Below are 25,321 nucleotides of genomic sequence, written 5' to 3' on the forward strand. Positions count from 1 at the left end.
GGAAAACAATCATGAGCTTCAACACAATCATCGACTGGAACGGCTGTAGTGCAGACCAACAGCAACAACTCTTAACGCGCCCGGCGATTTCCGCCTCCGACAGCATCAGTAAAACGGTGGCGGAGATCCTCGATAACGTCAAAGCCAACGGCGACGCGGCGCTGCGCGAATACAGCGCGAAGTTTGATAAAACCACCGTCGCCGCGCTGCAGGTGAGTGAGGCGGAGATCGCCGCCGCCGGTGAACGCCTCAGCGACGAGCTGAAGCAGGCGATGGCGGTGGCGGTGAAAAACATCGAGACCTTCCACAACGCGCAGCAGCTGCAGGCGGTGGATGTCGAAACGCTGCCGGGCGTGCGCTGCCAGCAGGTTACCCGCCCTATCGCCTCCGTCGGGCTGTACATTCCGGGTGGCTCAGCGCCGCTGTTCTCCACGGTGCTGATGCTGGCGACGCCGGCGCGCATCGCCGGCTGTCAGCAGGTGGTGCTCTGCTCGCCGCCGCCAATTGCCGATGAGATCCTCTATGCCGCGCAGCTGTGCGGCGTGAAAACCATCTTTAACGTCGGCGGCGCGCAGGCCATCGCCGCCCTCGCCCTCGGTACCGAGTCGGTGCCGAAGGTGGATAAAATCTTTGGCCCGGGCAACGCTTACGTGACGGAAGCCAAACGCCAGGTCAGCCAGCGTCTGGACGGGGCGGCGATCGACATGCCGGCCGGCCCGTCGGAAGTACTGGTGATCGCCGACAGCGGCGCTAACCCGGACTTTGTTGCCTCCGACCTGCTGTCGCAGGCAGAACACGGCCCGGACTCGCAGGTGATCCTCCTGACCCCGGACGCCGGGATGGGCAGCCGTGTCGCCGAGGCGGTTGAACGCCAGCTGGCCGCCCTGCCGCGCGCAGAAACCGCCCGCGTGGCGCTCTCCGCCAGCCGGATCATCGTGGCCCGCGACCTGGCGCAGTGCGTGGCTATCTCCAACCAGTACGGCCCGGAGCACCTGATCATTCAGACCCGTCAGGCCCGCGAGCTGGTGGACAGCATCACCAGCGCCGGCTCGGTTTTCCTCGGTGACTGGTCACCGGAATCCGCGGGCGACTACGCCTCGGGCACCAACCACGTCCTGCCGACCTATGGTTATACCGCCACCTGCTCAAGCCTCGGTCTGGCTGACTTCCAGAAGCGGATGACCGTGCAGGAGCTGTCGCGCGACGGCTTTGCCGCCCTCGCCTCAACGATTGAGATCCTGGCCGCCGCCGAGCGCCTTGACGCCCACAAAAACGCCGTAACGCTGCGCGTTGCCGCCCTGAAGGAGCAAGCATGAGCATTGAAGATTTAGCCCGCGCCAACGTCCGCGCGCTGACCCCGTATCAATCCGCTCGCCGCCTGGGCGGTAAAGGCGATGTCTGGCTCAACGCCAACGAATTCCCCACCGCCGTGGCCTTCCAGCTGACCGAGCAGACGCTGAACCGCTATCCGGAGCCGCAGCCGAAGGCCGTGATTGAGAGCTACGCCCGCTACGCCGAGGTCAAACCGGAGCAGGTGCTGGTCAGCCGCGGCGCCGACGAAGGCATCGAGCTGCTGATCCGCGCCTTCTGTGAACCAGGTGAGGACGCCGTGCTCTACTGCCCGCCGACCTACGGCATGTACAGCGTCAGCGCCGAAACCATCGGCGTCGAATGCCGCACTGTGCCGACGCTGGCCGACTGGCAGCTCGACCTGCCGGGTATCGAAGCGCAACTGGACGGGGTGAAGGTGGTCTTCGTCTGCAGCCCGAACAACCCGACCGGGCAGATTATCGACCCGCAGTCGATGCGCGACCTGCTGGAGATGACCCGCGGCAAAGCCATCGTGGTGGCCGACGAAGCCTACATTGAATTCTGCCCGCAGGCGACGCTGGCCGGCTGGCTCAGCGACTATCCACACCTGGTGGTGCTGCGCACGCTGTCCAAAGCCTTCGCCCTCGCCGGCCTGCGCTGCGGCTTCACCCTCGCCAACGCCGAGGTGATTAACGTGCTGCTGAAAGTGATCGCCCCGTACCCGCTCTCCACGCCGGTGGCCGATATCGCCGCCCAGGCCCTGAGCGCGGAAGGCATCGCGGCAATGCGCCAGCGCGTCACGCAGATCCTTGACGAGCGCCGCTACCTGGTGGAACAACTGCGCGGCATCGCCTGCGTAGAGCAGGTCTTCGATTCCGAAACGAACTATGTCCTGGCGCGGATAACCGCCTCCAGCGCAGTGTTTAAATCTTTGTGGGATCAGGGCATTATCTTACGTGACCAGAATAAACAACCTTCATTAAGCGGCTGTTTGCGTATCACTATCGGTACCCGTGCCGAGAGCCAGCGCGTGATTGACGCCTTGACTGCGGAGAATGTATGACCCAGAAGTATCTCTTTATTGACCGTGACGGCACCCTGATTTCCGAACCACCGGAGGATTTCCAGGTGGACCGGTTCGACAAGCTGGCGTTTGAGCCGCAGGTGATCCCGGCGCTGCTTAAGCTGCAGCAGGAAGGCTATAAGCTGGTGATGATCACCAATCAGGATGGTCTGGGGACGGACAGCCTGCCGCAGGAAGCGTTTGATGGCCCGCACAACCTGATGATGCAGATTTTCGCCTCGCAGGGCGTCAATTTCGAAGAGGTGCTGATTTGTCCGCACTTCCCGGGCGACAACTGCGCCTGCCGCAAGCCGAAAACGCAGCTGGTGCTGCCGTGGCTGGAAGAGGGTGTGCTGGATAAAGCCCACAGCTATGTGATTGGCGACCGGGCCACCGACCTCGAGCTGGCGGATAACATGGGGATTACCGGCCTGCGCTATGACCGTGAGACCCTGGACTGGCCGACCATCTGCGAGCAACTGACCCGTCGCGACCGCTATGCCCACGTCGAGCGCATCACCAAAGAGACCCAGGTGGATGTGAAAGTATGGCTGGACCGCGAAGGCGGCAGCAAGATCCACACCGGCGTCGGCTTTTTTGACCATATGCTCGACCAAATCGCCACCCACGGCGGCTTCCGCATGGAGGTTAACGTCGGCGGCGATCTGTACATCGACGATCACCACACGGTGGAGGATACCGGCCTGGCCCTCGGCGAAGCCCTGAAGCTGGCGCTCGGCGACAAGCGCGGCATTAACCGCTTCGGCTTCGTGCTGCCGATGGACGAGTGTCTCGCCCGCTGCGCGCTGGATATCTCCGGCCGCCCGCACCTGGAGTATAAGGCGGACTTCACCTATCAGCGCGTCGGCGATCTGAGCACCGAGATGGTGGAACACTTCTTCCGCTCGCTCTCCTACACCATGGCGGTGACCCTGCACCTGAAAACCAAGGGTAAGAACGATCACCACCGCGTGGAGAGCCTGTTCAAAGCCTTTGGCCGTACGCTGCGCCAGGCGATCCGCGTCCAGGGCGATGCCCTGCCGTCTTCCAAAGGGGTGCTGTAATGAATGTGGTGATCCTTGATACCGGCTGCGCCAACCTCAATTCGGTGAAATCGGCGATTGGCCGCCACGGCTATGAGCCGCTGGTCAGCCGCGATCCGGAAGTGGTATTGCGTGCCGATAAACTGTTTCTTCCCGGCGTCGGCACCGCCCAGGCGGCGATGGATCAGCTGCGCGACCGGGAGCTGATCGACCTGATCAAAGCCTGTACCCAGCCGGTGCTGGGGATTTGCCTGGGCATGCAGCTGCTCGGCAAGCGCAGCGAGGAGAACAACGGCGTCGATCTGCTGGGCATTATCGAAGAAGAGGTGCCGAAGATGACCGACCACGGCCTGCCATTGCCGCACATGGGCTGGAACCGGGTATATGCCAAAGCGGGCGATCGTCTGTTCCGCGGCATTGAAGAAGGCGCCTATTTCTACTTCGTGCACAGCTACGCCATGCCGGTCAACCCGTACACGATTGCCCAGTGTAATTACGGGGAGGCGTTCACCGCCGCGGTGCAGAAAGATAACTTCTTTGGCGTGCAGTTCCACCCGGAGCGCTCCGGAAGCGCCGGGGCGCAGCTGCTGAAAAACTTCCTGGAGATGTGATGATTATTCCTGCTTTAGATTTAATCGACGGCACCGTCGTTCGTCTCCATCAGGGCGATTACGACCAGCAGCGCGACTATGGCAGCGATCCGCTGCCGCGCCTGCAGTCCTATGCCGCTCAGGGAGCGGAAGTCCTGCACCTGGTGGACCTGACCGGGGCGAAGGATCCGGCGAAGCGCCAGATCCCGCTGCTGAAATCGCTGGTCGCCGGGGTTGACGTCCCGGTACAGGTTGGCGGCGGCGTGCGGACCGAAGCGGATGTCGCGGCTCTGCTTGAGGCCGGCGTCGCCCGCGTGGTGGTCGGCTCCACCGCGGTGAAGTCACCGGAAGAAGTAAAAGGCTGGTTTAAACGCTTTGGCCCTGAACGGCTGGTGCTGGCGCTCGATGTGCGCATTGACGCCGACGGCAACAAGCAGGTGGCGGTCAGCGGCTGGCAGGAAAACTCCGGCGTAACGCTGGAGGAGCTGGTGGAGAGCTATCTGCCGGTCGGTCTGCAGCACGTGCTGTGCACCGATATCTCCCGCGACGGCACGCTGGCGGGCTCTAACGTTTCGCTGTACGAGGAAGTCTGCGCCCGCTACCCGCAGGTGGCGTTTCAGTCATCCGGCGGCATCGGCGATCTCAATGATATTGCCGCCCTGCGCGGCACCGGGGTGCGCGGCGTGATTGTTGGTCGCGCGCTGCTGGAAGGTAAATTCAACGTAACGGAGGCCATTCAATGCTGGCAAAACGGATAATCCCCTGCCTCGACGTCCGCGACGGCCAGGTAGTGAAAGGCGTGCAGTTCCGTAATCACGAGATCATTGGCGACATCGTTCCGCTGGCCAAGCGCTATGCCGACGAAGGGGCCGACGAGCTGGTGTTCTATGATATCACCGCCTCCAGCGACGGCCGGGTGGTCGACAAGAGCTGGGTTTCGCGCGTGGCGGAAGTGATCGACATTCCTTTCTGCGTGGCGGGCGGGATCAAGTCGCTGGAAGATGCAGCGCAGATCCTCTCCTTCGGCGCCGATAAGATCTCGATTAACTCCCCTGCTCTCGCCGACCCAACGCTGATCACCCGCCTTGCCGACCGCTTTGGCGTGCAGTGCATTGTGGTGGGGATTGATACCTGGTTTGATGCACAGACCGGCAAGTATCACGTCAACCAGTATACCGGCGACGAGAGCCGCACCCGGGTGACACAGTGGGAAACCCTCGACTGGGTGGAGGAAGTGCAGAAGCGCGGCGCGGGCGAGATCGTCCTTAACATGATGAACCAGGACGGGGTGCGCAACGGCTACGACCTCCAGCAGCTGGCGAAGGTCCGCGCGGTGTGCCATGTGCCGCTGATCGCCTCCGGCGGCGCGGGAACCATGGAACACTTCCTCGAAGCCTTCCGCGACGCCGACGTTGACGGCGCGCTGGCGGCCTCGGTATTCCACAAACAGATTATTAATATTGGCGAACTGAAAGCGTACCTGGCGGCACAGGGCGTGGAGATAAGGGTATGTTGACTGAACAGCTGGACTGGGAAAAAACGGACGGCATGATGCCGGCCATCGTGCAGCACGCCGTATCCGGCGAAGTGCTGATGCTGGGCTACATGAACAAGGAGGCGCTGGAGAAAACCGAAGCCACCGGCAAGGTCACCTTTTACTCACGCACCAAGCAGCGGCTGTGGACCAAGGGTGAAACCTCGGGCCATGTCCTCAACGTAGTAAGCATCACCCCGGACTGTGACAACGACACGCTGCTGGTACTGGTGAACCCAATCGGCCCAACCTGCCATAAAGGCACCACCAGCTGCTTTGGCGAAACCGGCCACCAGTGGCTGTTCCTCTATCAGCTTGAGCAGTTGCTGGCCGAGCGCAAGCACGCCGACCCGGAGAGCTCCTACACGGCGAAGCTGTATGCCAGCGGTACCAAGCGTATTGCGCAGAAAGTGGGGGAAGAAGGCGTGGAGACCGCGCTGGCCGCCACGGTGAACGACCGCTTCGAGCTGAAGAATGAGGCGTCGGACCTGATGTATCACCTGCTGGTGCTGCTTCAGGACCAGGGACTGGATCTCGGGGAAGTGATTGATAATTTAAGAGCACGGCATAAGTAATATAAGACATGGCGGTTATAAAACCGCCATTAATTACTCTTTCTAAATGATCCCTTCGCGCAGCACTCGAAATACCCCCAATATCCTTTACAACCTAATATTTCAGATGTGAATTGGATTCACATGACAGATGTAGTTTGTTAGAATGCTGCCGCCTTTAACAACCAAATGGAACGCAAGCGGAGTATATAATGCCAAGTTCAGGCCCATTATGGCAACTAATGAAATATGGGTTAGTTGGTATAGTCAATACACTAATTACGGCAGTTGTAATTTTTATCCTAATGCATTTGGGTTTAGGTATTTATTTGTCCAATGCGATGGGTTATGTGGTAGGTATCGTTTTCAGCTTCATAGTGAACACAATATTTACATTTACGCAACCAATCAGTATCAATAGACTAATAAAATTCTTATGTGTTTGCTTCATTTGTTATGTGGCAAATATCATTGTCATGAAAATATTTTTCGTTTTTATGCCAGAAAAAATATATTCAGCACAAATCCTTGGGATGTTCACATACACTATCACAGGTTTTATTTTAAACAAGTTCTGGGCGATGAAATGACAACCTCAACTGATATAAAAAGCACTCCTTCTTTAGCTATTGTGGTACCCTGCTATAATGAACAAGAGGCTTTCCCTTTCTGTCTCGAAAAGCTTTCGAATGTACTAAACTCATTGATAACCAGAAATAAAATCAACAACAATAGTTATCTTTTGTTTGTCGATGATGGTAGTCGTGACAATACTTGGGTGCAAATTAAAGATGCCTCAACCGCTTATCGCTATGTGCGAGGAATAAAATTATCAAGAAATAAAGGACATCAAATTGCCTTAATGGCAGGGTTACGCACGGTCGATACAGACGTAACCATTAGCATCGATGCGGATCTACAGGATGATGTTAATTGCATCGAAAAAATGATCGACGCTTACAGCCAAGGATATGACATAGTATACGGCGTAAGATGTAATCGAGACAGTGACACGTTTTTTAAACGCACAACAGCTAATGCATTTTACGCAATCATGTCCCACATGGGAGTAAATCAAACTCCAAATCATGCCGATTATAGATTATTAAGTAATCGCGCATTGGAGGCTTTGAAACAATATAAAGAGCAAAATATATATTTACGTGGATTAGTGCCTCTTGTGGGATATCCTTCGATCGAGGTGCAATATAGCCGTGAAGAGAGAATTGCAGGCGAATCAAAATATCCAATTAAAAAAATGCTTGCGCTGGCTCTCGAGGGAATTACCTCATTATCAGTTACACCGTTACGAATTATAGCCATGACAGGTTTTATAACTTGCATAATATCTACCATCGCAGCGATTTATGCTTTAATTCAAAAAACAACTGGTACTACAGTTGAGGGATGGACATCAGTCATGATCGCTATATTCTTTCTTGGCGGTGTGCAAATGCTTTCCTTAGGTATTATAGGTGAATATGTCGGCAAAATTTATATAGAGACAAAAAATAGACCTAAATATTTCATTGATGAAAGCGTAGGTAATGATAGCAATGGAAAATAACATGCAAAATCTGATCAATCCTTTAGCAGAGGGAAATAAAAAAAACGTTTACATTTTTTATTTCTTTTTGCTTATGTTAACATTTTCACCAGTAATTTTCTTTTCATATGCATTTTCAGACGACTGGTCCACATTCTTTGATGCTATAACAAGAAACGGCTCTTCTTTTCAGTGGGATGTCCAATCTGGTCGTCCCGTTTATGCTGTGTTCCGTTACTATGGGCAAATGCTAATTAATGATATTTCTTCATTTTCGTATTTGCGACTTTTTAATATATTAAGTCTTGTTGCCTTAAGTGGCTTCATTTACAACTTCATAGACAGCAGAAAAATATTTGACAACCTCGCGTTCAAAGTAATATTTCCGCTGTTAATTTGCCTACTCCCTGCGTTTCAAGTTTATGCTTCATGGGCAACATGTTTCCCATTCACTATTTCAGTGTTGCTTGCAGGTATTAGTTATAATAAATGCTTTCCACATTCGAAGCAGCGGTCGTCATTGCCAGAAAAATTAGCATCCATTGTTGTCTTATGGGTGGCATTTGCAATATATCAACCGACAGCAATTACGTTCTTATTCTTTTTTATGCTTGATAGTTGCGTAAAAAAAGAAAATAGTTTAACTGTAAAAAAGGTTGCGACATGTTTTATCATTTTAGTTATTGGTGTTGCAGGCAGTTTTATCATGTCAAAAGTATTTCCTGTCTGGCTATATGGGGAATCATTATCGAGAGCTGAGTTAACCGCAGATTTCGGTGGAAAAATGAAATGGTTCATAAATGAATCACTAATAAACGCTGTAAATAACTATAACATACAACCAGCAAAAATATATTCCTGGTTCTCCGCGTTTGCAATTTTAATCGGCTTATATACTATTTTGATGGGAAAATCAGGCAGATGGAAAACGTTAATAGTCATAGCGATCGGGATCGGTTCCTACGCTCCAAATTTAGCGACAAAAGAAAATTGGGCAGCATTCCGCTCGTTAGTGGCCTTAGAACTTATTATATCAACTCTATTTCTTATTGGCATAAATAGCATTGTCAGTAGACTACTTAAGCAAGCCTTTGTCTGGCCTCTTATCGCTTTAACAACTATGATAATAGCTCAGTATAATATTATAAATGGATTTATTATTCCTCAACGCTCTGAAATTCAGGCGCTTGCTGCGGAAATAACTAATAAAGTACCTAAGCATTATACAGGAAAATTAATGTTTGATCTTACAGATCCTGCTTACAATGCCTTTACAAAAACGCAGAGATATGATGAGTTTGGGAATATTTCATTAGCAGCGCCCTGGGCGCTCAAAGGTATGGCTGAAGAGATCAGAATTATGAAAGGGTTTAATTTCAAGCTATCTAACAACGTAATAATTTCTGAGACCAATCGATGTATTGATGATTGTATGGTTATCAAAACGTCAGATGCAATGCGAAGGTCAACGATAAATTATTAGTAATTTTTATGCCGCCCTCATTTTTTATGAGGGCATTATTGCCATACTCATAAAGTACGTTTTTAAATACTAGTCCTTGCTTGAGAGTAGTTTAAGAAACTTCGCATGAACAGTCTTTAGCTCTTCATTGTAATTTTCGAGAATTTTATTATCTGCTTTAATAGCTAAATTCTCCCTTTTCATAGAAGCAATCATTTCGTCCTTTTGATGAAGCTGCTGTTTTATCTCCTCAACTTCGTTTTGTAAGGTCAAAATATTTCGTTGGGCATTTTCTAATTCATTAAGAACCCGATCTTTTAATGAAAAAAGATACTCTTCAGCAGACATATCAGCAATACGTCGATAAGCAGAAAGAATAAACTCGTCATAAAAGTCTTCATTATTGATATCAAAACTGCTGATGAATAATTTCACATTTTGAAACAGTTTATTAAAGGCTTCACCCGATAGCGTATTTAAGTGCCACTCAAGGAATACGACAATGTAATTATAAAAATCCCTTTGTCGCTTTTGCATCATGCCATTTTTAAAGAGAAAATCCCTTAGAGCAACAAGAGCATCAAGTGCGCAATGATAGGAAACAGAGCGAGTTGAAGACAATGATGTTTTTCGATTAATCGTATGAGCAATCAATATTTCATCAAGAATAGTTACCTTTTCGGCACTAAGCATAGATGCACACACAAAAAACAGATCATTTGATGTTCTTAAATCTTGGTAGCGCAACGAGTGCTTAATAATAAATTCACGTCGGAATAGTTTATCCCATGGCCACCATATAAATGCCCTGAAAAAGTCTCGTTCAATATCACCAGGGGAGAAAACTGCTTTTTCTGGTAATAAATCTTTTCGAATCGAATCTGGCATTGGAGCATACTGGAGAGATTGTAGATTAAATGAGCGACTTCTGCATACAACGATATCTGCCCCTGATAGCTCCGCATAATCAGACATATGCTTCAACATGTTTGTATCGACATAATCATCATCATCAAGAAATATTATGTATTCTCCCTTTGCTTCTGAAAGACCTATATTACGTGATATGCCAGCTCCAATATTTACAGCGTTGTCAATAATTTGTATTCTTTCATCGCTGGATGCAATCTTCTTAAGAATATCTAATGTATTATCACTCGAATGATCATTGATTATTATAATTTCAATTTCATACAATGACTGTGAAACAATGTTTTTTAGAGTATCTGCAATATACTCTTCGGCGTTGTAAACAGGAATAACGACCGAAACAATAATATCACTTTTTTCATGAGCCATAAAAATACCATTAGTAGTAAATTGAATTACATTATATAAACGTTAGTATTATCAATGAAGTTTTTTCACAATAAAAAATGTGAAACTTACACATCATCGAACTACATCATGATATATTTTCAATGTTTTATCGATAATCATAACACTAGAAAATTTATCTTGTATACGTTTCCTACCCTTAATACCCATTTCAACGCGTGCTTTAGGATTGCTAAGCAAAAAGGCAAGTTTATCAGCCAGTTCTTCAGGTGAATTGCTTTTAACAATAATTCCATTATCGTTATCAATAATAAGGCTATCACAACCACCGACATCATAAGCAATACAAGCGCGACCCACAGAAGATGCTTCCAGAAGAATTCGCGGAACACCTTCAGAATAAACTGACGGCAAAGCAACGATATTTGATTGCTCAATAAGATCGCAAACGTTATTCGAACGACCTAACCAGTTAATTAATCCTTGCTGATGCCAATTTTCAATGACCTGAAGGGAAATTGCATCTTTATCATTTTCGACCAAAATTCCTGCAACATTCAAAGTAAAGTGAATATTCTTGCTGCGTAATATTTTCTTCGCTTCAATTAAGTCGCCCAGTCCTTTACTCCACAGCATACGACTGGCAAACAATACAACAGGGACATCGTGATCCTGTTCAAGAGAATATTTGTATATCTCTGGATTAATGCCGGCACCATCAATAACAATCGTCTGTTGTTCTTCGAGTCCAACCAACTTAGCCAGTTTTTTTCTGTCTCGGTCATGTTCAAACATAAATATACAGCGCTTATTACTGGCAATATATTTATATGCAGCAATAGTAAACTGTCGCAATAATTTTAAAGGCATGCTGTCTGAAGAAAATACTCTTCCAAGCCCAACAAAACTTACGATGACCGGTAGATTAAATTTCTTAGCGAGCACGCCACCAATCAAACATGGCTTGATAGTGATGCAATGCAAAAGATCCGGCTTTATATTTTTAATGATTTTTTGTACATGATGGTAAGTACGAAAGAAAACTAATGCATTAAAAGATTGAGCATCAAGAGTAACATTATGGCAAATAAAGCCAAATGTTTTGAATTTATTTATTATGTTGTCATCAATAAAATGGCTGATGATGTGAATCTCATAACCTGCATCACGGGAGGCGATGGCACGATCGATCCAGTGTAAATCGAAGTACCAATCCGAATTTATGAAATAACACAATTTTCTCATTGCTATGCCCACTTAATGATACTTACCACTAATACCTTTTATGCCATGTGAAATTCCACGTAGAATAAATTTCATATAGGAATATTTTTGACGTTGCCATGGCAGGATTAATATATATTTTAGGATGCGTATCGCTATCGCTGAATTGCTATACACGGCATTTTTCTGGAATATTTTCTTCGACAGGATCAAATTACGGCATAGATAGTAAACCTTCCATTCAGGTGCAATAAGTTTGCCCTGAATACTTACATCATGATAAAAAAGCAACTCCGGGCTATACATAATTTGCTCACCAGCTAATGATAGCTGATAGCCAAAGTAAAGATCATCAAAGTAGATAAAAAGCTGTTCATGGATGTGGTCAAGACTGGTCGCCAGCAGATCACGATGTATGACCATCCCAACAAATGAAACCGTTTGTACGAACATAGAACGATTAGCTGCCGGGATAAACTCTCCAGGGTAGCGTAAATAGCGTACAGTGTCGCCAAGTGAGGTTGGTACACGCGAGAACGGCATATTCATCGGACACGGTTTTCCTTGCGGATCTTTCACCAGTCCACTAAATACCCGACATCCCCGCTTATCCAGCTGTGAAAAGGACCTCAACGTGTCTGGATACGGGTAAGCATCGTCATCGTAGAAAAATACCCAATCACTTGCCAGCTGTTCACAGATATACTGACTACCGGTTTTAAAGCCCCCCGCCCCACCGGTATTCTCGGTGAGAGTTAATACAATGACTCGTGTATCAACAATTGACGAAAGCCAGGCTTGGGTCCCATCCGTGGACCCGTTATTGACAATAACAATATTAGTGAATTCAAGTTTGAGGGTCTCTTCAACGGTTTTTTTCAGTTTACCGAGACGATTGAATGTCACTATCAATGCCGTATATTTCATCGTACAGAAACCGTAAACACAGGCATTGGTTGATTTTCAGTGAGTGAATTTAAATAGACTTCTGCCGTTTTCAATGCTTCGGCGATGGTCACATCCATGTCGAGGTAACGGTAGGTTCCAAGACGGCCGACAAAAGTGATATTGGTTTCATTCTCGGCCAGTGACAAGTATTTTTCAAGAAGGGCCATCTCTCCCATCTGGCGAATAGGATAGTAAGGAATATCATTTTCTTCACAAGCACGGCTATACTCTTTATAACAAACAGAGCCGTCGTGTTGTTCCCAGGGAGAAAAATATTTATGTTCAGTGATGCGAGTATAGGGCACATCCACAGAACAATAATTCATCACTGCGCATCCCTGGTAATCACCCTGGTAGGTAAACTTTTTAAAATCTAATGTTCGATAGCCCAGACGGCCATATTGGTAGCCATAAAACGCATCTAATGGACCGCTATAGAATACGTGATCATAATGAGTTCGCTCTTCAACGATAAATTCCCGCTGTAAATCAACCTTGATATTCTCATGATTGAGAATGGACTTAATCATCTGCGTATAACCACATTTCGGCATGCCCTGAAATTTGTGGTTAAAATAATTATCATCATAGTTAAAACGAACAGGAAGACGTTTAAGAATAGATGCCGGCAGTTCCGAGGGTTGCATCCCCCACTGTTTAATCGTATAGCCTTTAAAAAAGGCCTCATATAACTCTTTACCAATAAAGCGTAACGCTTGCTCTTCAAAAGTTTGTGGATCAGCAATAGTGCTATCCCCTTTCTCAGCAATGAGCGCTCTGGCCTCATCAGGCGAACAAGTTTTTGAGAAAAACTGATTGATGGTATGCAAATTAATAGGCAGGGAAAATACCTGACCATTAACTGTCGCTTTAACCCGGTTCACATAGGGCATCATCTCTGCATGCTCGTTGACATAGTTCCACACTGTTTCATTGTCAGTATGGAAAATATGGGGTCCATAAACATGTACCATCACATTCGTTTCAGCGTCCCGTGCATCATAGGAATTTCCCCCGATATGATCACGCTGATCGATAATATGGACTTGATGTCCCTGCTCAGCAAGCTGGCGACCAATAACTGCACCAGAGAAGCCAGCACCTACGATCAATATTTTTTTAGTTTTCATCTGTTGTCTCTTTTATTATCCAAGAATAGCACGGCGTACTTTGTAATAATATTTAGTCATCATGTTTCTTCTTGGCGTGCCTATTGGTGCATATTTATTAACATAAGGCATCAGTAGGTTCTTGATTTTGGTCTGGAACAAGATTTGTTGTTGCGGCTCGCTATGGGTTAAGCCAATCGAAGCCGCTAACGACATCTGTCGTTTATAGATTTCCATCTCCCATGGAGTGTTAGCGATGTTTTCAATAAAGTCGTCATAAAAATCGACTTTTTCGGTATTCCATGGTTTGTTCTCACCCGCATAATGAATCATTTTAGGCTGCTTGCGAGCGGCTAAAAATTTCATATACGTTGCAAACTTAAGATTAGGGAAGAAATCATCCGTGTTGCCATTACCATGATAAACGTTCCACTCTAATGGCAGAAATGTGACTCGAGAGTAGAATACTTTATTCATGATGTCCTGGTCGAGGAACCAGTATTTTTTTGCCTTTAATACCCGCATTAATTCAGCAAAGGTATTTTCTTCGACCATTTGTTTGACATTAAAAACAATAATGCCCGCCTGAAAATACTCATCAGGGTTATTCATATTTAAGGTTTTTTGTAAATATTCGCCTGCCGGCATAACGCCATCATCTGATGCCGACATTGCAGAAAATTTTACAAAACCTTCCATGACGATATCCTTGACCGCTGCAACTAAATTGTTGCCCAGAGGGATATCAAGCAGTTCACCCAGGTCAGCTTTTACAACGGTATCTGAATCAATAAATACGACTTTATCGTATCGTCTGAACAGTTGAGGAATAAAAAGACGGGCATACGTTGATGCGCTAAAATGCGCTCGAGTATGCACACCATTTATTTCAGTGAAGGCATTTACGTCAAAAAAACGAAGAGAAATATTCGGATGACCAGAGGTTAGATTTACTAACCGCGTTTTATTCAAATAACTGACTTTGTTTTCGAGTACGACGATATCATAATTTTTCTTTTTATCCGCATGACGGACAATAGAATTAATTAATGCGCCACCGCTGATTGCGTAATTATCATCGAAACTGATAACCACTGGAACCGCAGAATCATAAACTGGATTCAGTGCACCATTGAATGTTTCATTGCTGACAAAGGTACGCTGTAATTCTTTTACCTTAAGCTCACCATCTTGTTGCAACTTAATAATGTAAATATTAAACAGCCGTTCGGCTATATGCCCAATAACGCGTTTTTCTTGAGCATTATAATTGTTCATCGAGATGGCATCTTCGAGATTATCCAGAATAGAAAAGAGCCACTCTGAATAGTCAACAAAAATATCTTTGCGCATGACAAACATATTAGTGTAATAGCCATCACTGGCATCATTGAATGTTTTTATTGCCGTACTATATTCTGGATATAGTTTTTCAACGATGGCAATGGCAGCCTGATAATCACGAATGTGTAAGTATTCACCTCGTTCATAGTGATCATAATTGTTTTTACTTCCCGCCGCAGTGACAGACCATTTTTTGGGCAGTAAGACATCAATACCGTCAACACACCGTTGAATTGTTTCTTCGTTTAATCCAAAGGTCTTCTCATACTCTTCATCAATGCATGGATGGTTCACGACCCCCCAGGTATCCTCAGAAAAATTTTGTTTTTCGGAAAAGTTAAGATGACGGCGATAGTGCATAAAACCGACATAGTCGGCCAACTCTTCGTTTTTCCAAACCCAATAATGCGCAGTCAGTTCGCAATAAAACGGATTCTTAAAGGAAATATTATCGCCAGTGTCATCTCCTGGGCAACCAATCTCATTATAAGAATTGGCTTTGCCGACATGCAGAGGTTTGATAATTGCAGCATTGAGAAAAGCACTAGGCTTATGGTGGCTGGTATAGATTTTAACGCTATTGTTCATTATATTACCCAATGATTAAGCCATTGCTTGCTTGTACAGTTCAATGATTCGCTCTGCTGACCCCACTTCCCTGAGTCTATGATTTTCGATCCAGATGACTCTGTCGCAGATTTTTTCAACGTCATTCATATTGTGGCTAACAAACAGTATCGTCACGCCTCTTTTCTTAAAATCTCTGATGGTCTGAATACATTTAGCCTGAAAAGCGATATCACCTACAGCCAGAACTTCATCAATAATTAAAATATCCGGTTCAACCTGACTGATGACCGAAAAACCTAACTTAGCTAGCATTCCGCTTGAATATACTCTGATGGGCTCGTCGATGAATTCTCCCAGTTCCGAAAATTCAATAATACGCTCCATACGTTGCTGGACCTCTTTGCGCCGTAGCCCCAGCAGAGTTGCATTCAGATAAATATTCTCACGCCCGGTAAGCTCTGGATGAAAGCCTCCGCCGAGTTCAAGCATCGATGCTACCCGTCCTTCAGTGGTGACGGTTCCCTTAGTTGGCTTAATCACCCCGGCAACCAGGCCAAGCGAGGTACTCTTTCCTGCCCCATTACGTCCAATCAGGGCAACAGCCTCACCTTTTCCCACAGTAAAGGATACGTCTTCGATAGCTAAATATTTCCGCCCCTTCAGCAACTGAAGGGCGCGCTTCGGATGGAAGACTAAGTCTTTGATTCCTGAGCCAATATGATGGTACAGAGGATACTCTTTTGTAACATGACTGAAGTTTATAACTGGGTGCATTACAAGATCTCTGCAAATCGATATTTTAATTTATTGAAAATAGACAAACCAACAACCGTCAGAATGATTCCCGTAAAATAAAGTATTGAAATATACTCATAATTTAGAGTCCCATTCATGAATAAATCGCGCCAACTAAGAATCATACTCGCTAGCGGATTGTAGGTAATTATCCAGCTAAATTTTTCCGGAATCATATCAGACGCATATAAAATCGGCGTACAATAAAACATCAACATAATTCCAAGACTAACAAAGCGCTCCAGGTCACGGAAAAACAGATTCAACGTTGAAAAGATGATTGAAACCCCAAAGGTGAAAATCACCTGGCCAATAGCAATGAGTGGTATACCCCAAACCCAGGACAAAGACGGCGTCATGCCATAAACAAAAAGAAAAACGACAATAACCGGTATGGTGCACAGAAAATGCAAGCCTTCCATCATTACATTACTTAGCGGAATCACGGACCGGGGAAAAACTGTTTTCTTGATAATTTGAGCGTTAGCAATGAATGAAAATAATGAGTTAGTGGCCGAACTGGCAAACCATTGCCACGGGAACAAACCGGTAATGAGGAAAACCGTATAATTTGGAATTTGTACTCTCATTACCAGCTTAAATATAAAATAATAAATCATGGCAAAAAGCAATGGATTTGCTACTGACCATAAATAACCTAGCATGCTGCTCTTATAGCGCACTTTTAGATCTTTATTTGTTATAACAACAAGCAAATCAAATAAATACCCTAAATTGTACTTCATCTTTATACTCATAAATTATTCTACAAATATCCACTGAATGAGTTAGTCATACCAGGTCTACCTCGCCGATCCTGCCAGGCTCAACAATCGAGTAACCGACTGCTTTGTGCTGCGGGCAAAGTTTATCAGGTCAACAGTCATTCATCGACTGCAACCGATGATTTGAATGAAAACGCAAGCAAAACCCGGCCTCATGCTTGACAAAAACCCTTTTAATTCAAAAAATTAACATTTTGACTTATGCTTTCTTCCACGCTACCGCCATTGGCTATCGCAACCAAAATGCGTGATCCACCGAGTTTTTAGCACTCACATCCGTTCAAACCGCGGGGTAGATGGCGTTACAGCTCAGTACAGCCCTGCATCTCGTTACCTTAGCTACAAAAAGGCTTTACTCTGGCGTTTCCCTTCCGCGTTAGCTATCAGGACTTTCTCATTTCCGCAAGCAGCATGCCTGGCCTGGCACTTCCCCTCACCTGCTCATTACGCCTTTACATTCAAAAGAACCATCTAAGGACAGCATGAAATTCTGAAATAATTTCTTGCATCTTAATAACAACTTTTCGTGATGATTTATCCAGCAATACCTAAGTCTGCCAAATAGAACGGCAGCGTATTATAACTCTGCAAGTAAGGAATTAAAGTAAAAATCCGGTGCATGGCTTTTTCAATGTAAAAATGGACACACTTTAGACGATAACATGGCATTATCCCTAAATAGGCACCCTGGAAACATACACACCTGGCTAAACCAAAGTTACAATCTTTACTCTACGATATCAGGCCGTCTCTAAAACCTCGCAATACTCGATAAAACCGAAGAATAAAGCTAACCCATTGTTTATAATTATTTTTTAATCTTCTGAATGGCTTAATGCCTTTCGAGAATGATAATTAATTACATGACATTTACTCTCTGACGCCGCTGTTTACAGGTACTTACCTATCTTGTCATGGCAAACCAAGTGATCCCAACCGCAAGCCAGTGTAAAATCAGCCCTTATGTAAAACGGGATATCCACACCCGGAGGATAAATATGAAGTTTTTGGTTACTGGTGCCGCAGGTTTTATCGGCTTTCATATCGCGCAGCGCCTGCTGAATGAGGGGCATGATGTTGTCGGCATCGACAACATGAATGACTATTATGACGTTAGCCTGAAACAGGCTCGTCTGGATCGTCTGGCATCCCCGGCATTTCATTTCCAGCAACTGGATCTTGCCGACCGTGAGGGGATGGCGGAGCTGTTCGCCGCGGAACAGTTCGATCGGGTGATACACCTGGCGGCTCAGGCCGGGGTGCGCTATTCGCTGGAAAACCCATATGCCTACGCAGACGCTAACCTGATGGGGTATCTGAACATTTTGGAAGGCTGCCGCCACACCAAAGTAAAACACCTGGTCTACGCCTCCTCCAGCTCGGTTTACGGCCTCAACCGTAAAATGCCGTTCTCCACCGAAGATTCCGTCGATCATCCGGTCTCCCTGTATGCCGCCACCAAGAAAGCCAATGAGCTGATGGCGCACACCTATTCCCACCTGTACGGCATCCCGACCACCGGGCTGCGCTTCTTTACGGTCTATGGTCCGTGGGGACGCCCGGATATGGCGCTGTTTAAGTTTACGAAAGCGATGCTGGAAGGGAAAAGTATCGACGTTTATAACTACGGCAAAATGAAGCGCGACTTCACCTATATCGACGACATCGTCGAAGCGGTGCTTCGTGTTCAGGATGTGATCCCGCAGGCCAATGCCGACTGGACCGTTGAAAGCGGTTCGCCGGCGACCAGCTCCGCGCCGTATCGGGTGTATAACATCGGCAACAGTTCGCCGGTGGAACTGATGGACTACATCACCGCCCTGGAAGAAGCGCTGGGGATGGAAGCGCAGAAGAATATGATGCCAATTCAGCCAGGCGATGTACTTGAAACCAGCGCGGATACTAAACCGCTGTATAATATGGTGGGATTCAGGCCGCAAACCTCGTTCAAGCAAGGAGTTAAGAACTTCGTTGACTGGTACAAGGCGTATTACAAGGCGTAACAACGCAAGGTAGTGGACTTATCTATAGCCGCAGTGGAACTCCATTGCGGCTTTTTATATCGGGAAAAGTTATTCGACTGTCTTATCCACTCTGGTGCTATTGATAGCACTGACTTATATATCTTCCAGCATAGAGCCAAAACAACCAGCAATCGGTCAATCAGACTACCGTTAAGACCTACTTGAGAGATTTAGCTTATCATTGTGCATTAGAAAAGATTTTTTCACTTTCCTGAAAAAAAACCATAAACACCTTATAGGAATTTTCTTAAATTCAGGATATGTTAATCAGGCAAAAGATACCTTTGCAGATGCTCTAATAGTTCGCAGGCAAATGGATTTATAACACTCCTTTCATTCTGGTACGCATTATGGCAAACATAATTTTCTTAGCAGTCGCTGCCATCCTGTTGATTGTTTCAGTTTATTTTCTGATTTCTTATATTAAAGATCAGAAAAAGACCAGGCTGACGTTTAACAAACGCAGGTGGTGAAACGAAAACTTAATATAATTATAATACAGGCATAGGAAATAATAATATAAGAATAAAACACTGCCAGCGGTGGGGATCGGTACAGTCTTCTCAGCTGGCATTGAATACTGTCTATTTAAAGCTAAAATATTTTTGTCAGACAATTAAAACAATATGATACTTTTATGATGGTTAATATTTTTGGCTTGCCATGACTTGGCGACACATCCTCCAGTACATCCTCTCACTCTATCATCAGTAAAAATTTCAATCATCAGCCATGAGGATAGCAAGACAGGGAGCTTAAAGGGCCGGGAGCCAGAAACAACAAAAGCCTGCAAGCAGGCTCTGTTTTACCTTCTGGCGCTTATCTCCAGCATCTACATCTCAGTGACGGTAGCTCTTCACAAGGTAGATTTAACATATCCGACCTCAATGATAGGAACAAGATAATCGATTGAAGAATACAAGCGGGGTCACGTTTTTTGGGTATTTAGTCAGGGAAGAAAAGCAGTACGATTTGCCAGACGAATAGCTTAACAGCTAAGGAGGGATGTAAGCACCCCTGCTTCAGTTCCATGCACTTTTTGAGAGTTCCGGTTTTTCAGCCATCAGCCGGTACTCTTCCGGTGTCAGGTTATTCAGGGATTCATGAGGCCGCTCGTTGTTATATTCCATCAGCCAGCGCTCGGTAATTTCCCGTGCTTCATTCAGTGTTCTGAACAGGTAAAAATCCAGGATTTCTGTCCGGTATGTTCGGTTGAACCGTTCGATAAAAGCATTTTGTGTCGGCTTACCCGGCTTGATAAATTCGAGCTGTACGCCATGTTCTTCGGCCCATTGTGCCAGCGCCAGCGAGACCAGCTCTGGCCCGTTGTCCATCCGCATTTTCAGCGGGTAGCCGCGGTTTGCCACGATCCTGTCCAGCACCCGGATGACTCGCTGAGCCGGGATATTCAGGTCGATTTCTATCGCCAGTGCATCACAGTTAAAATCATCCACCACATTAAAGGTTCGGAAGCGTCTGCCGCAGACCAGCGCGTCGTGCATAAAATCGATGGACCAGCTCTGGTTTAACGCTTGCGGTGTCGCCAGTGGTGCGGGATTACGCACAGGCAGCCGCTGTTTTCCCTTGCGGCGAAAATTCAGTTTCAGCAGACAGTAAATCCGGTGAACACGTTTATGGTTCCAGGTATTACCCTGCCTGCGCAGCAGCTGGAACAGTTTCTTAAAACCGTAGCGCGGATAGCGTTCTGGCAGCTCAGTCAGCGCGTGGATCACTGGTTCATCACGCCGGGTATCGGGCTGATAAAAATACACCGTCCTGCTCAGCGATAACGTCCTGCAGGCCTGGCGTAAACTCATAGCAAATTGCACCGTCAGATAGCTGACGAGTTCACGCTTTATCGCTGGTTTTAAAGCTTTTTTTTCGATGACGTCTTTAAGTGCCCGGCACTCAAGGCTGAGATCAGCAAACATCTGTTTTAAACGTCGATTCTCATCCTCAAGATCTTTGATTTTTTTAATATCGGCCGCTTCCATCCCGCCATATTTCGCCTTCCAGTTGTAATAGCTGGCTTCCGAAATAGCGGCCTCACGGCACACATCCTTGACGGTACGTCCGGCTTCGACGGACTTCAGAACGGCGATGATCTGGTGTTCAGTGAATCGGATCTTACGCATAGCGATCTCCTCAGGGGACATTATCAGTATGTCGGAAGATCTCTAAAAGTGAATGGTTCGTTTTGCCGGGATACTTACATCTTAATAGAGAGGCTCGGAAATTGTCCGAGCCATACCCAATACCATACTAGTTGTATCGATAATATTCTTTATACCAATCAACAAATTTTTTGACGCCTCTGTGAACTGGCGTTTCCGGTTTAAAGTCAATAGCTTTATAAAGATCTTGTGTCTCAGCACTAGTATTCAGGACATCGCCCGGCTGGATCGGCATCATGTTCTTCTCGGCGACCATTCCCAGAGCATCTTCCAGTGCAGTGATGTAATCCATCAATTCAACCGGTGAACTATTGCCTATGTTGTAAACTTGATATGGCGCTGAGCTAGTAGCCGGGGACCCTTCCTCAACTGTCCATTCAGGATCACGCTTAGGTATCAAGTCTTGAATACGAACAATCGCCTCAACGATATCATCAATGTAAGTGAAGTCGCGCTTCATCTTCCCGTAGTTATATACATCAATACTCTTTCCTTCCAGTATGGCCTTTGTGAACTTGAAGAGCGCCATATCCGGTCGGCCCCATGGGCCATAGACGGTAAAAAACCTCAGTCCTGTCGTCGGGATACCGTACAGGTGTGAGTAGGTATGGGCCATCAGTTCATTGGCTTTCTTCGTCGCCGCATAGAGAGAAACCGGATGATCAACTGAATCGTCGGTCGAAAACGGCATCTTGCGGTTTAAACCATAGACTGAACTGGATGAGGCGTAGAGCAGGTGCTCAACTTTATTATGTCGGCAGCCTTCCAGAATGTTCAGATAACCAATCAGGTTCGAATCAGCATAAGCGAACGGATTTTCCAGCGAGTAACGCACGCCAGCTTGAGCTGCTAGGTGGATAACACGGTCGAACTGCTCTTCATTGAACAACTGAGCCATACCATTGCGATCAGCCAGATCCAATTTATGAAAATCAAAGGCAGGTGATTTCAATTGCTCCAGACGTGATTTTTTTAAACTTATATCATAATAGTCGTTAATGTTATCGACCCCAACGACTTTATGTCCATCATTCAAAAGACGTTTACTGATGTGAAACCCAATAAAACCAGCCGCACCAGTGACTAAAAACTTCATATTTAAACTCCTGACAAATATTCGATCGGTAGCATCGATGTTTCATAAAATTATTTTACATCATCAGAAAAAATTCTAACAATCATAAATAGCTATTTTTTCCAATACTTAAAGTTAATCAACATCAATCAAATCAAACTACATATTAAGTTTGGCTGGAAATACTAGCCTCCAGCCATAGATTAATAATACTAGTCATTACCAAACAGATCTCTAGTGTAAACCTTGTTTGCCACATCAGATAACTCTTCTGCCATACGGTTTGAAATAATGACGTCGGCTTCTTGTTTGAAAGCATCTAGATCGCGCACTATGCGGGAATTGAAGAATTCATCTTCCCGCATGACCGGTTCGTAAATAATAACTGGGATACCTTTGGCCTTGATGCGCTTCATGATGCCCTGAATAGAGGAAGCGCGGAAGTTATCGGAACCGCTCTTCATTATCAGACGATAGACTCCAACAACTTTAGGTTTGCGTGACAAGATAGAGTCAGCGATAAAATCTTTGCGTGTGCGGTTGGCATCAACAATCGCGCCAATGATGTTGTTCGGCACAGATTCATAGTTCGCCAGCAGCTGCTTAGTATCTTTTGGCAAACAGTAGCCGCCATAACCAAAGGACGGGTTGTTATAGTGATTACCAATGCGCGGATCGAGGCACACGCCTTCAATAATCTGCTTACTGTTCAGGCCCTGACTCTCAGCGTAGCTATCCAGTTCATTGAAGTAAGCCACACGCAGCGCCAGGTAGGTGTTGGCAAATAACTTAATGGCTTCAGCTTCTGTAGAATCCGTAAACAGCGTCGGAATGTCCTGTTTGATCGCCCCTTCTTTAAGGAGGTTAGCAAAACGCTCCGCACGTTCTGAGCGCTCGCCAATGACTATACGAGACGGATGCAGGTTGTCGTAGAGGGCACGGCCTTCACGCAGAAACTCAGGAGAGAAAATAACATTATCAATTCCCATGCGCTCTTTGATATCACGAGTAAATCCGACGGGAATGGTTGACTTAATAATCATTACCGCATTCGGATTAATTTCCGTGACATCACGAATAACCGCTTCAACGGTCGAGGTATTGAAGTAGTTTGTTTTCGGATCGTAGTCAGTCGGCGTAGCGATAATGACATAATCAGCATTACGATAGGCATCATGCTTGTCAGTTGTCGCGCGAAAATTCAACGGTTTTTCCGCCAGATATTCCTGGATCTCCTTGTCGACAATCGGAGAAATCTTTTGGTTAATCATATCAACTTTGGATTGAATGATATCCAACGCAACCACTTCATGGTTTTGCGCAATCAGGATGCCATTCGACAAACCAACATAACCGGTACCGGAAATAGTAATTTTCATTCGATCACACTTTAATCAGTTAACTGGACGGCGGCATATTAGCCACCCTGGTAATCAACACTTGTGGCGGTTTTACTCTCAGAAAGATGGGAAGTCAAGAAAGAGCCATAAGGTGATTTCCACATATCAACCCTTATGGCTCTAATGCAAAATAAGTTTTATTTAAGAAGACTTAATAATTCATCTGTTTTGGCCTTCATTAAAGCATCATCTGCTTTTGATTCGACGTTGAGGCGTACCACCGGCTCGGTATTCGAGCTGCGCAGGTTAAAGCGCCACTCCGGGTATTCAATACTGATACCGTCGGTGGTGTCCACGTTGACCGCATCCGCCTCATAGCGTTCACGGATGCGCGCAATCGCCGCTCCCGCGTTCGCAAGCTTACGGTTTATTTCTCCGGAGGCCGGAAACGCCGCCTGCCGGTCCGCCACCAGCGCCTTCAGCGGGCTGTTCTTCACGCACAGCAGCTCCGCCACCAGCAGCCACGGGATCATCCCGCTATCGCAATAAGCAAAATCGCGGAAATAGTGATGCGCGCTCATCTCCCCGCCATAAATCGCATCTTCCTGGCGCATACGCTCTTTAATAAACGCGTGTCCGGTCTTCGACATCACCGGCGTGCCCCCGCTGCGGGTCACGATATCCATCGTGTTCCACGTCAGCCGCGGGTCATGGATAATCTTCGCGCCCGGCTGCTTCTGCAGGAACGCTTCCGCCAGCAGACCAACGATATAATACCCTTCGATAAATTCCGCCTCGTTATCAAACATAAAGCAGCGGTCAAAGTCGCCATCAAAGGCAATCCCCATGTCCGCACCGTGCTCGCGCACCGCATCCGCGGTGTCCTGGCGGCACTCCGGCAGCAGCGGGTTCGGAATACCGTTCGGGAAGTTGCCGTCCGGTTGGTGGTGTACCTTAACAAAGGTCACCGGCACGCCAGCCGCCACAAAACGCTTTTCCACTTCATCAATCACATGCCCGGCTGCACCGTTGCCGGAGTTCACCACCAGCTTCAGCGGACGGGTGAAATTGGCCAGGTTCACGTAACCCATCAGGTGGTCCACGTACGCCTGAAGAACCGAAACCTGGCGCAGCGTGCCGCGACGGGACGCGTCAACCGGCGCAAACTGGTTCTCTTCCGCCAGACGCTGGATATCGCGCAGGCCGGTATCGCCGCTGATGGGCTTCGCGTTTTCACGCACCAGCTTCATGCCGTTGTAGTTCATCGGATTATGGCTGGCCGTCACTTCAATGCCGCCGTCCACGCCCAGGTGGAACGTGGCGAAGTAAATCTCCTCGGTGCCGCTCATACCGATATCCAGCACGTCGGTGCCCGCATCCATCAGGCCGTTGGCCAGCGCCAGCTTCAGAGACTCGCTGGTCAGACGGACATCGCCGCCCACCACGATTTTTTTGGGCTTCAGGAACTCACCATAGGCGCGCCCGATGCGGTAGGCGATATCTTCGTTTAACTCTTCACCCAGTTCACCGCGAATATCGTAGGCTTTAAAAC

23 protein-coding genes are annotated in these 25,321 nt (G+C 46.9%); 12 read left to right on the plus strand and 11 right to left on the minus strand.

The window, feature by feature from the left end:
• The first annotated feature begins 11 nt into the window (after nt 1-11).
• The 10 genes from hisD to ACKLKD_RS12320 all read left to right on the plus strand — a co-directional run bounded on the left by hisD (nt 12) and on the right by ACKLKD_RS12320 (nt 9,124).
• Nucleotides 12-1,316 carry a histidinol dehydrogenase gene (gene hisD, locus ACKLKD_RS12275; RefSeq protein ID WP_064188319.1) on the plus strand — a complete coding sequence of 435 codons (1,305 nt, stop codon included), beginning with the start codon at nt 12-14 and terminating at the stop codon, nt 1,314-1,316.
• Nucleotides 1,313-2,374, plus strand: a complete 1,062-nt coding sequence (gene hisC / locus ACKLKD_RS12280; RefSeq protein ID WP_087806089.1) for a histidinol-phosphate transaminase — start codon at nt 1,313-1,315, stop codon at nt 2,372-2,374. Before hisD ends, hisC begins: the two co-directional genes overlap by 4 nt.
• Entirely contained in the window at nt 2,371-3,438 is a 1,068-nt protein-coding gene (hisB, locus tag ACKLKD_RS12285) for a bifunctional histidinol-phosphatase/imidazoleglycerol-phosphate dehydratase HisB (protein ID WP_004144133.1), read from the plus strand. Before hisC ends, hisB begins: the two co-directional genes overlap by 4 nt.
• Entirely contained in the window at nt 3,438-4,028 is a 591-nt protein-coding gene (gene hisH, locus ACKLKD_RS12290; RefSeq protein ID WP_024622793.1) for an imidazole glycerol phosphate synthase subunit HisH, read from the plus strand. The genes hisB and hisH overlap by 1 nt, the downstream gene beginning before the upstream one ends.
• Entirely contained in the window at nt 4,028-4,765 is a 738-nt protein-coding gene (gene hisA, locus ACKLKD_RS12295) for a 1-(5-phosphoribosyl)-5-[(5-phosphoribosylamino)methylideneamino]imidazole-4-carboxamide isomerase (RefSeq protein WP_087806087.1), read from the plus strand. Before hisH ends, hisA begins: the two co-directional genes overlap by 1 nt.
• Entirely contained in the window at nt 4,747-5,523 is a 777-nt protein-coding gene (hisF, locus tag ACKLKD_RS12300; RefSeq protein ID WP_017899707.1) for an imidazole glycerol phosphate synthase subunit HisF, read from the plus strand. The genes hisA and hisF overlap by 19 nt, the downstream gene beginning before the upstream one ends.
• The gene (gene hisIE, locus ACKLKD_RS12305; protein ID WP_025714192.1) at nt 5,517-6,116 is read left to right on the plus strand and encodes a bifunctional phosphoribosyl-AMP cyclohydrolase/phosphoribosyl-ATP diphosphatase HisIE; all 600 of its coding nucleotides are present in this window, start codon (nt 5,517-5,519) and stop codon (nt 6,114-6,116) included. Before hisF ends, hisIE begins: the two co-directional genes overlap by 7 nt.
• Before the next feature lie 284 nt (nt 6,117-6,400).
• Nucleotides 6,401-6,685 (plus strand): GtrA family protein, encoded by a 285-nt coding sequence (locus ACKLKD_RS12310; protein WP_229265947.1) that lies wholly within the window; start codon nt 6,401-6,403, stop codon nt 6,683-6,685.
• A complete protein-coding gene (locus tag ACKLKD_RS12315; protein WP_025714437.1) occupies nt 6,682-7,662 on the plus strand; it encodes a glycosyltransferase family 2 protein in 981 nt (326 codons plus the stop codon). The genes ACKLKD_RS12310 and ACKLKD_RS12315 overlap by 4 nt, the downstream gene beginning before the upstream one ends.
• A gap of 1 nt (nt 7,663) precedes the next feature.
• Nucleotides 7,664-9,124, plus strand: coding sequence for a glucosyltransferase domain-containing protein (locus tag ACKLKD_RS12320; protein ID WP_025714436.1), 1,461 nt, complete (start codon nt 7,664-7,666; stop codon nt 9,122-9,124).
• A gap of 69 nt (nt 9,125-9,193) precedes the next feature.
• On the opposite strand, the gene ACKLKD_RS12325 is transcribed toward ACKLKD_RS12320, so the two are convergent.
• The 7 genes from ACKLKD_RS12325 to rfbA all read right to left on the minus strand — a co-directional run bounded on the left by ACKLKD_RS12325 (nt 9,194) and on the right by rfbA (nt 17,117).
• Nucleotides 9,194-10,402 (minus strand): glycosyltransferase family 2 protein, encoded by a 1,209-nt coding sequence (locus ACKLKD_RS12325; protein ID WP_025714435.1) that lies wholly within the window; start codon nt 10,400-10,402, stop codon nt 9,194-9,196.
• Nucleotides 10,403-10,495: 93 nt separating this feature from the next.
• On the minus strand, nt 10,496-11,638 hold the full coding sequence (locus ACKLKD_RS12330) for a glycosyltransferase family 4 protein (protein WP_165931778.1): 1,143 nt from the start codon (nt 11,636-11,638) through the stop codon (nt 10,496-10,498).
• On the minus strand, nt 11,639-12,532 hold the full coding sequence (locus ACKLKD_RS12335; RefSeq protein ID WP_087806083.1) for a glycosyltransferase: 894 nt from the start codon (nt 12,530-12,532) through the stop codon (nt 11,639-11,641).
• Complete coding sequence (rfbD, locus tag ACKLKD_RS12340; protein ID WP_087806081.1) at nt 12,529-13,683, minus strand: UDP-galactopyranose mutase; 1,155 nt, start codon at nt 13,681-13,683, stop codon at nt 12,529-12,531. The genes ACKLKD_RS12335 and rfbD overlap by 4 nt, the downstream gene beginning before the upstream one ends.
• 15 nt (nt 13,684-13,698) lie before the next feature.
• Nucleotides 13,699-15,594, minus strand: a complete 1,896-nt coding sequence (locus ACKLKD_RS12345; protein WP_087806079.1) for a DUF4422 domain-containing protein — start codon at nt 15,592-15,594, stop codon at nt 13,699-13,701.
• A 15-nt stretch (nt 15,595-15,609) separates the two neighbouring features.
• The gene (gene rfbB / locus ACKLKD_RS12350; protein ID WP_080897481.1) at nt 15,610-16,350 is read right to left on the minus strand and encodes an O-antigen export ABC transporter ATP-binding protein RfbB; all 741 of its coding nucleotides are present in this window, start codon (nt 16,348-16,350) and stop codon (nt 15,610-15,612) included.
• Nucleotides 16,350-17,117 carry an O-antigen export ABC transporter permease RfbA gene (gene rfbA, locus ACKLKD_RS12355; RefSeq protein ID WP_002912373.1) on the minus strand — a complete coding sequence of 256 codons (768 nt, stop codon included), beginning with the start codon at nt 17,115-17,117 and terminating at the stop codon, nt 16,350-16,352. The genes rfbB and rfbA overlap by 1 nt, the downstream gene beginning before the upstream one ends.
• 1,037 nt (nt 17,118-18,154) lie before the next feature.
• Here rfbA and ACKLKD_RS12360 point away from each other — a divergent pair.
• Nucleotides 18,155-19,159 carry an NAD-dependent epimerase gene (locus ACKLKD_RS12360; RefSeq protein ID WP_087806077.1) on the plus strand — a complete coding sequence of 335 codons (1,005 nt, stop codon included), beginning with the start codon at nt 18,155-18,157 and terminating at the stop codon, nt 19,157-19,159.
• A 371-nt stretch (nt 19,160-19,530) separates the two neighbouring features.
• The gene (locus tag ACKLKD_RS12365; RefSeq protein ID WP_142289271.1) at nt 19,531-19,653 is read left to right on the plus strand and encodes a small membrane protein; all 123 of its coding nucleotides are present in this window, start codon (nt 19,531-19,533) and stop codon (nt 19,651-19,653) included.
• 549 nt (nt 19,654-20,202) lie between these two features.
• Here ACKLKD_RS12365 and ACKLKD_RS12370 read toward each other — a convergent pair.
• From ACKLKD_RS12370 to rfbK, 4 genes are all read right to left on the minus strand, one after another.
• Complete coding sequence (locus ACKLKD_RS12370) at nt 20,203-21,315, minus strand: IS3 family transposase (protein WP_087806076.1); 1,113 nt, start codon at nt 21,313-21,315, stop codon at nt 20,203-20,205.
• Nucleotides 21,316-21,442: 127 nt separating this feature from the next.
• Entirely contained in the window at nt 21,443-22,450 is a 1,008-nt protein-coding gene (locus ACKLKD_RS12375) for an NAD-dependent epimerase (protein WP_087806074.1), read from the minus strand.
• Nucleotides 22,451-22,641: 191 nt separating this feature from the next.
• On the minus strand, nt 22,642-23,808 hold the full coding sequence (ugd, locus tag ACKLKD_RS12380; protein WP_087806072.1) for a UDP-glucose 6-dehydrogenase: 1,167 nt from the start codon (nt 23,806-23,808) through the stop codon (nt 22,642-22,644).
• 158 nt (nt 23,809-23,966) lie between these two features.
• The coding region (gene rfbK / locus ACKLKD_RS12385) for an O9 family phosphomannomutase RfbK (protein ID WP_420061974.1) at nt 23,967-25,321 on the minus strand (1,355 nt) is incomplete at its 5' end.

The sequence above is a fragment of the Klebsiella sp. 10982 genome (assembly GCF_048589245.1).
GTDB lineage: Bacteria > Pseudomonadota > Gammaproteobacteria > Enterobacterales > Enterobacteriaceae > Klebsiella > Klebsiella quasivariicola.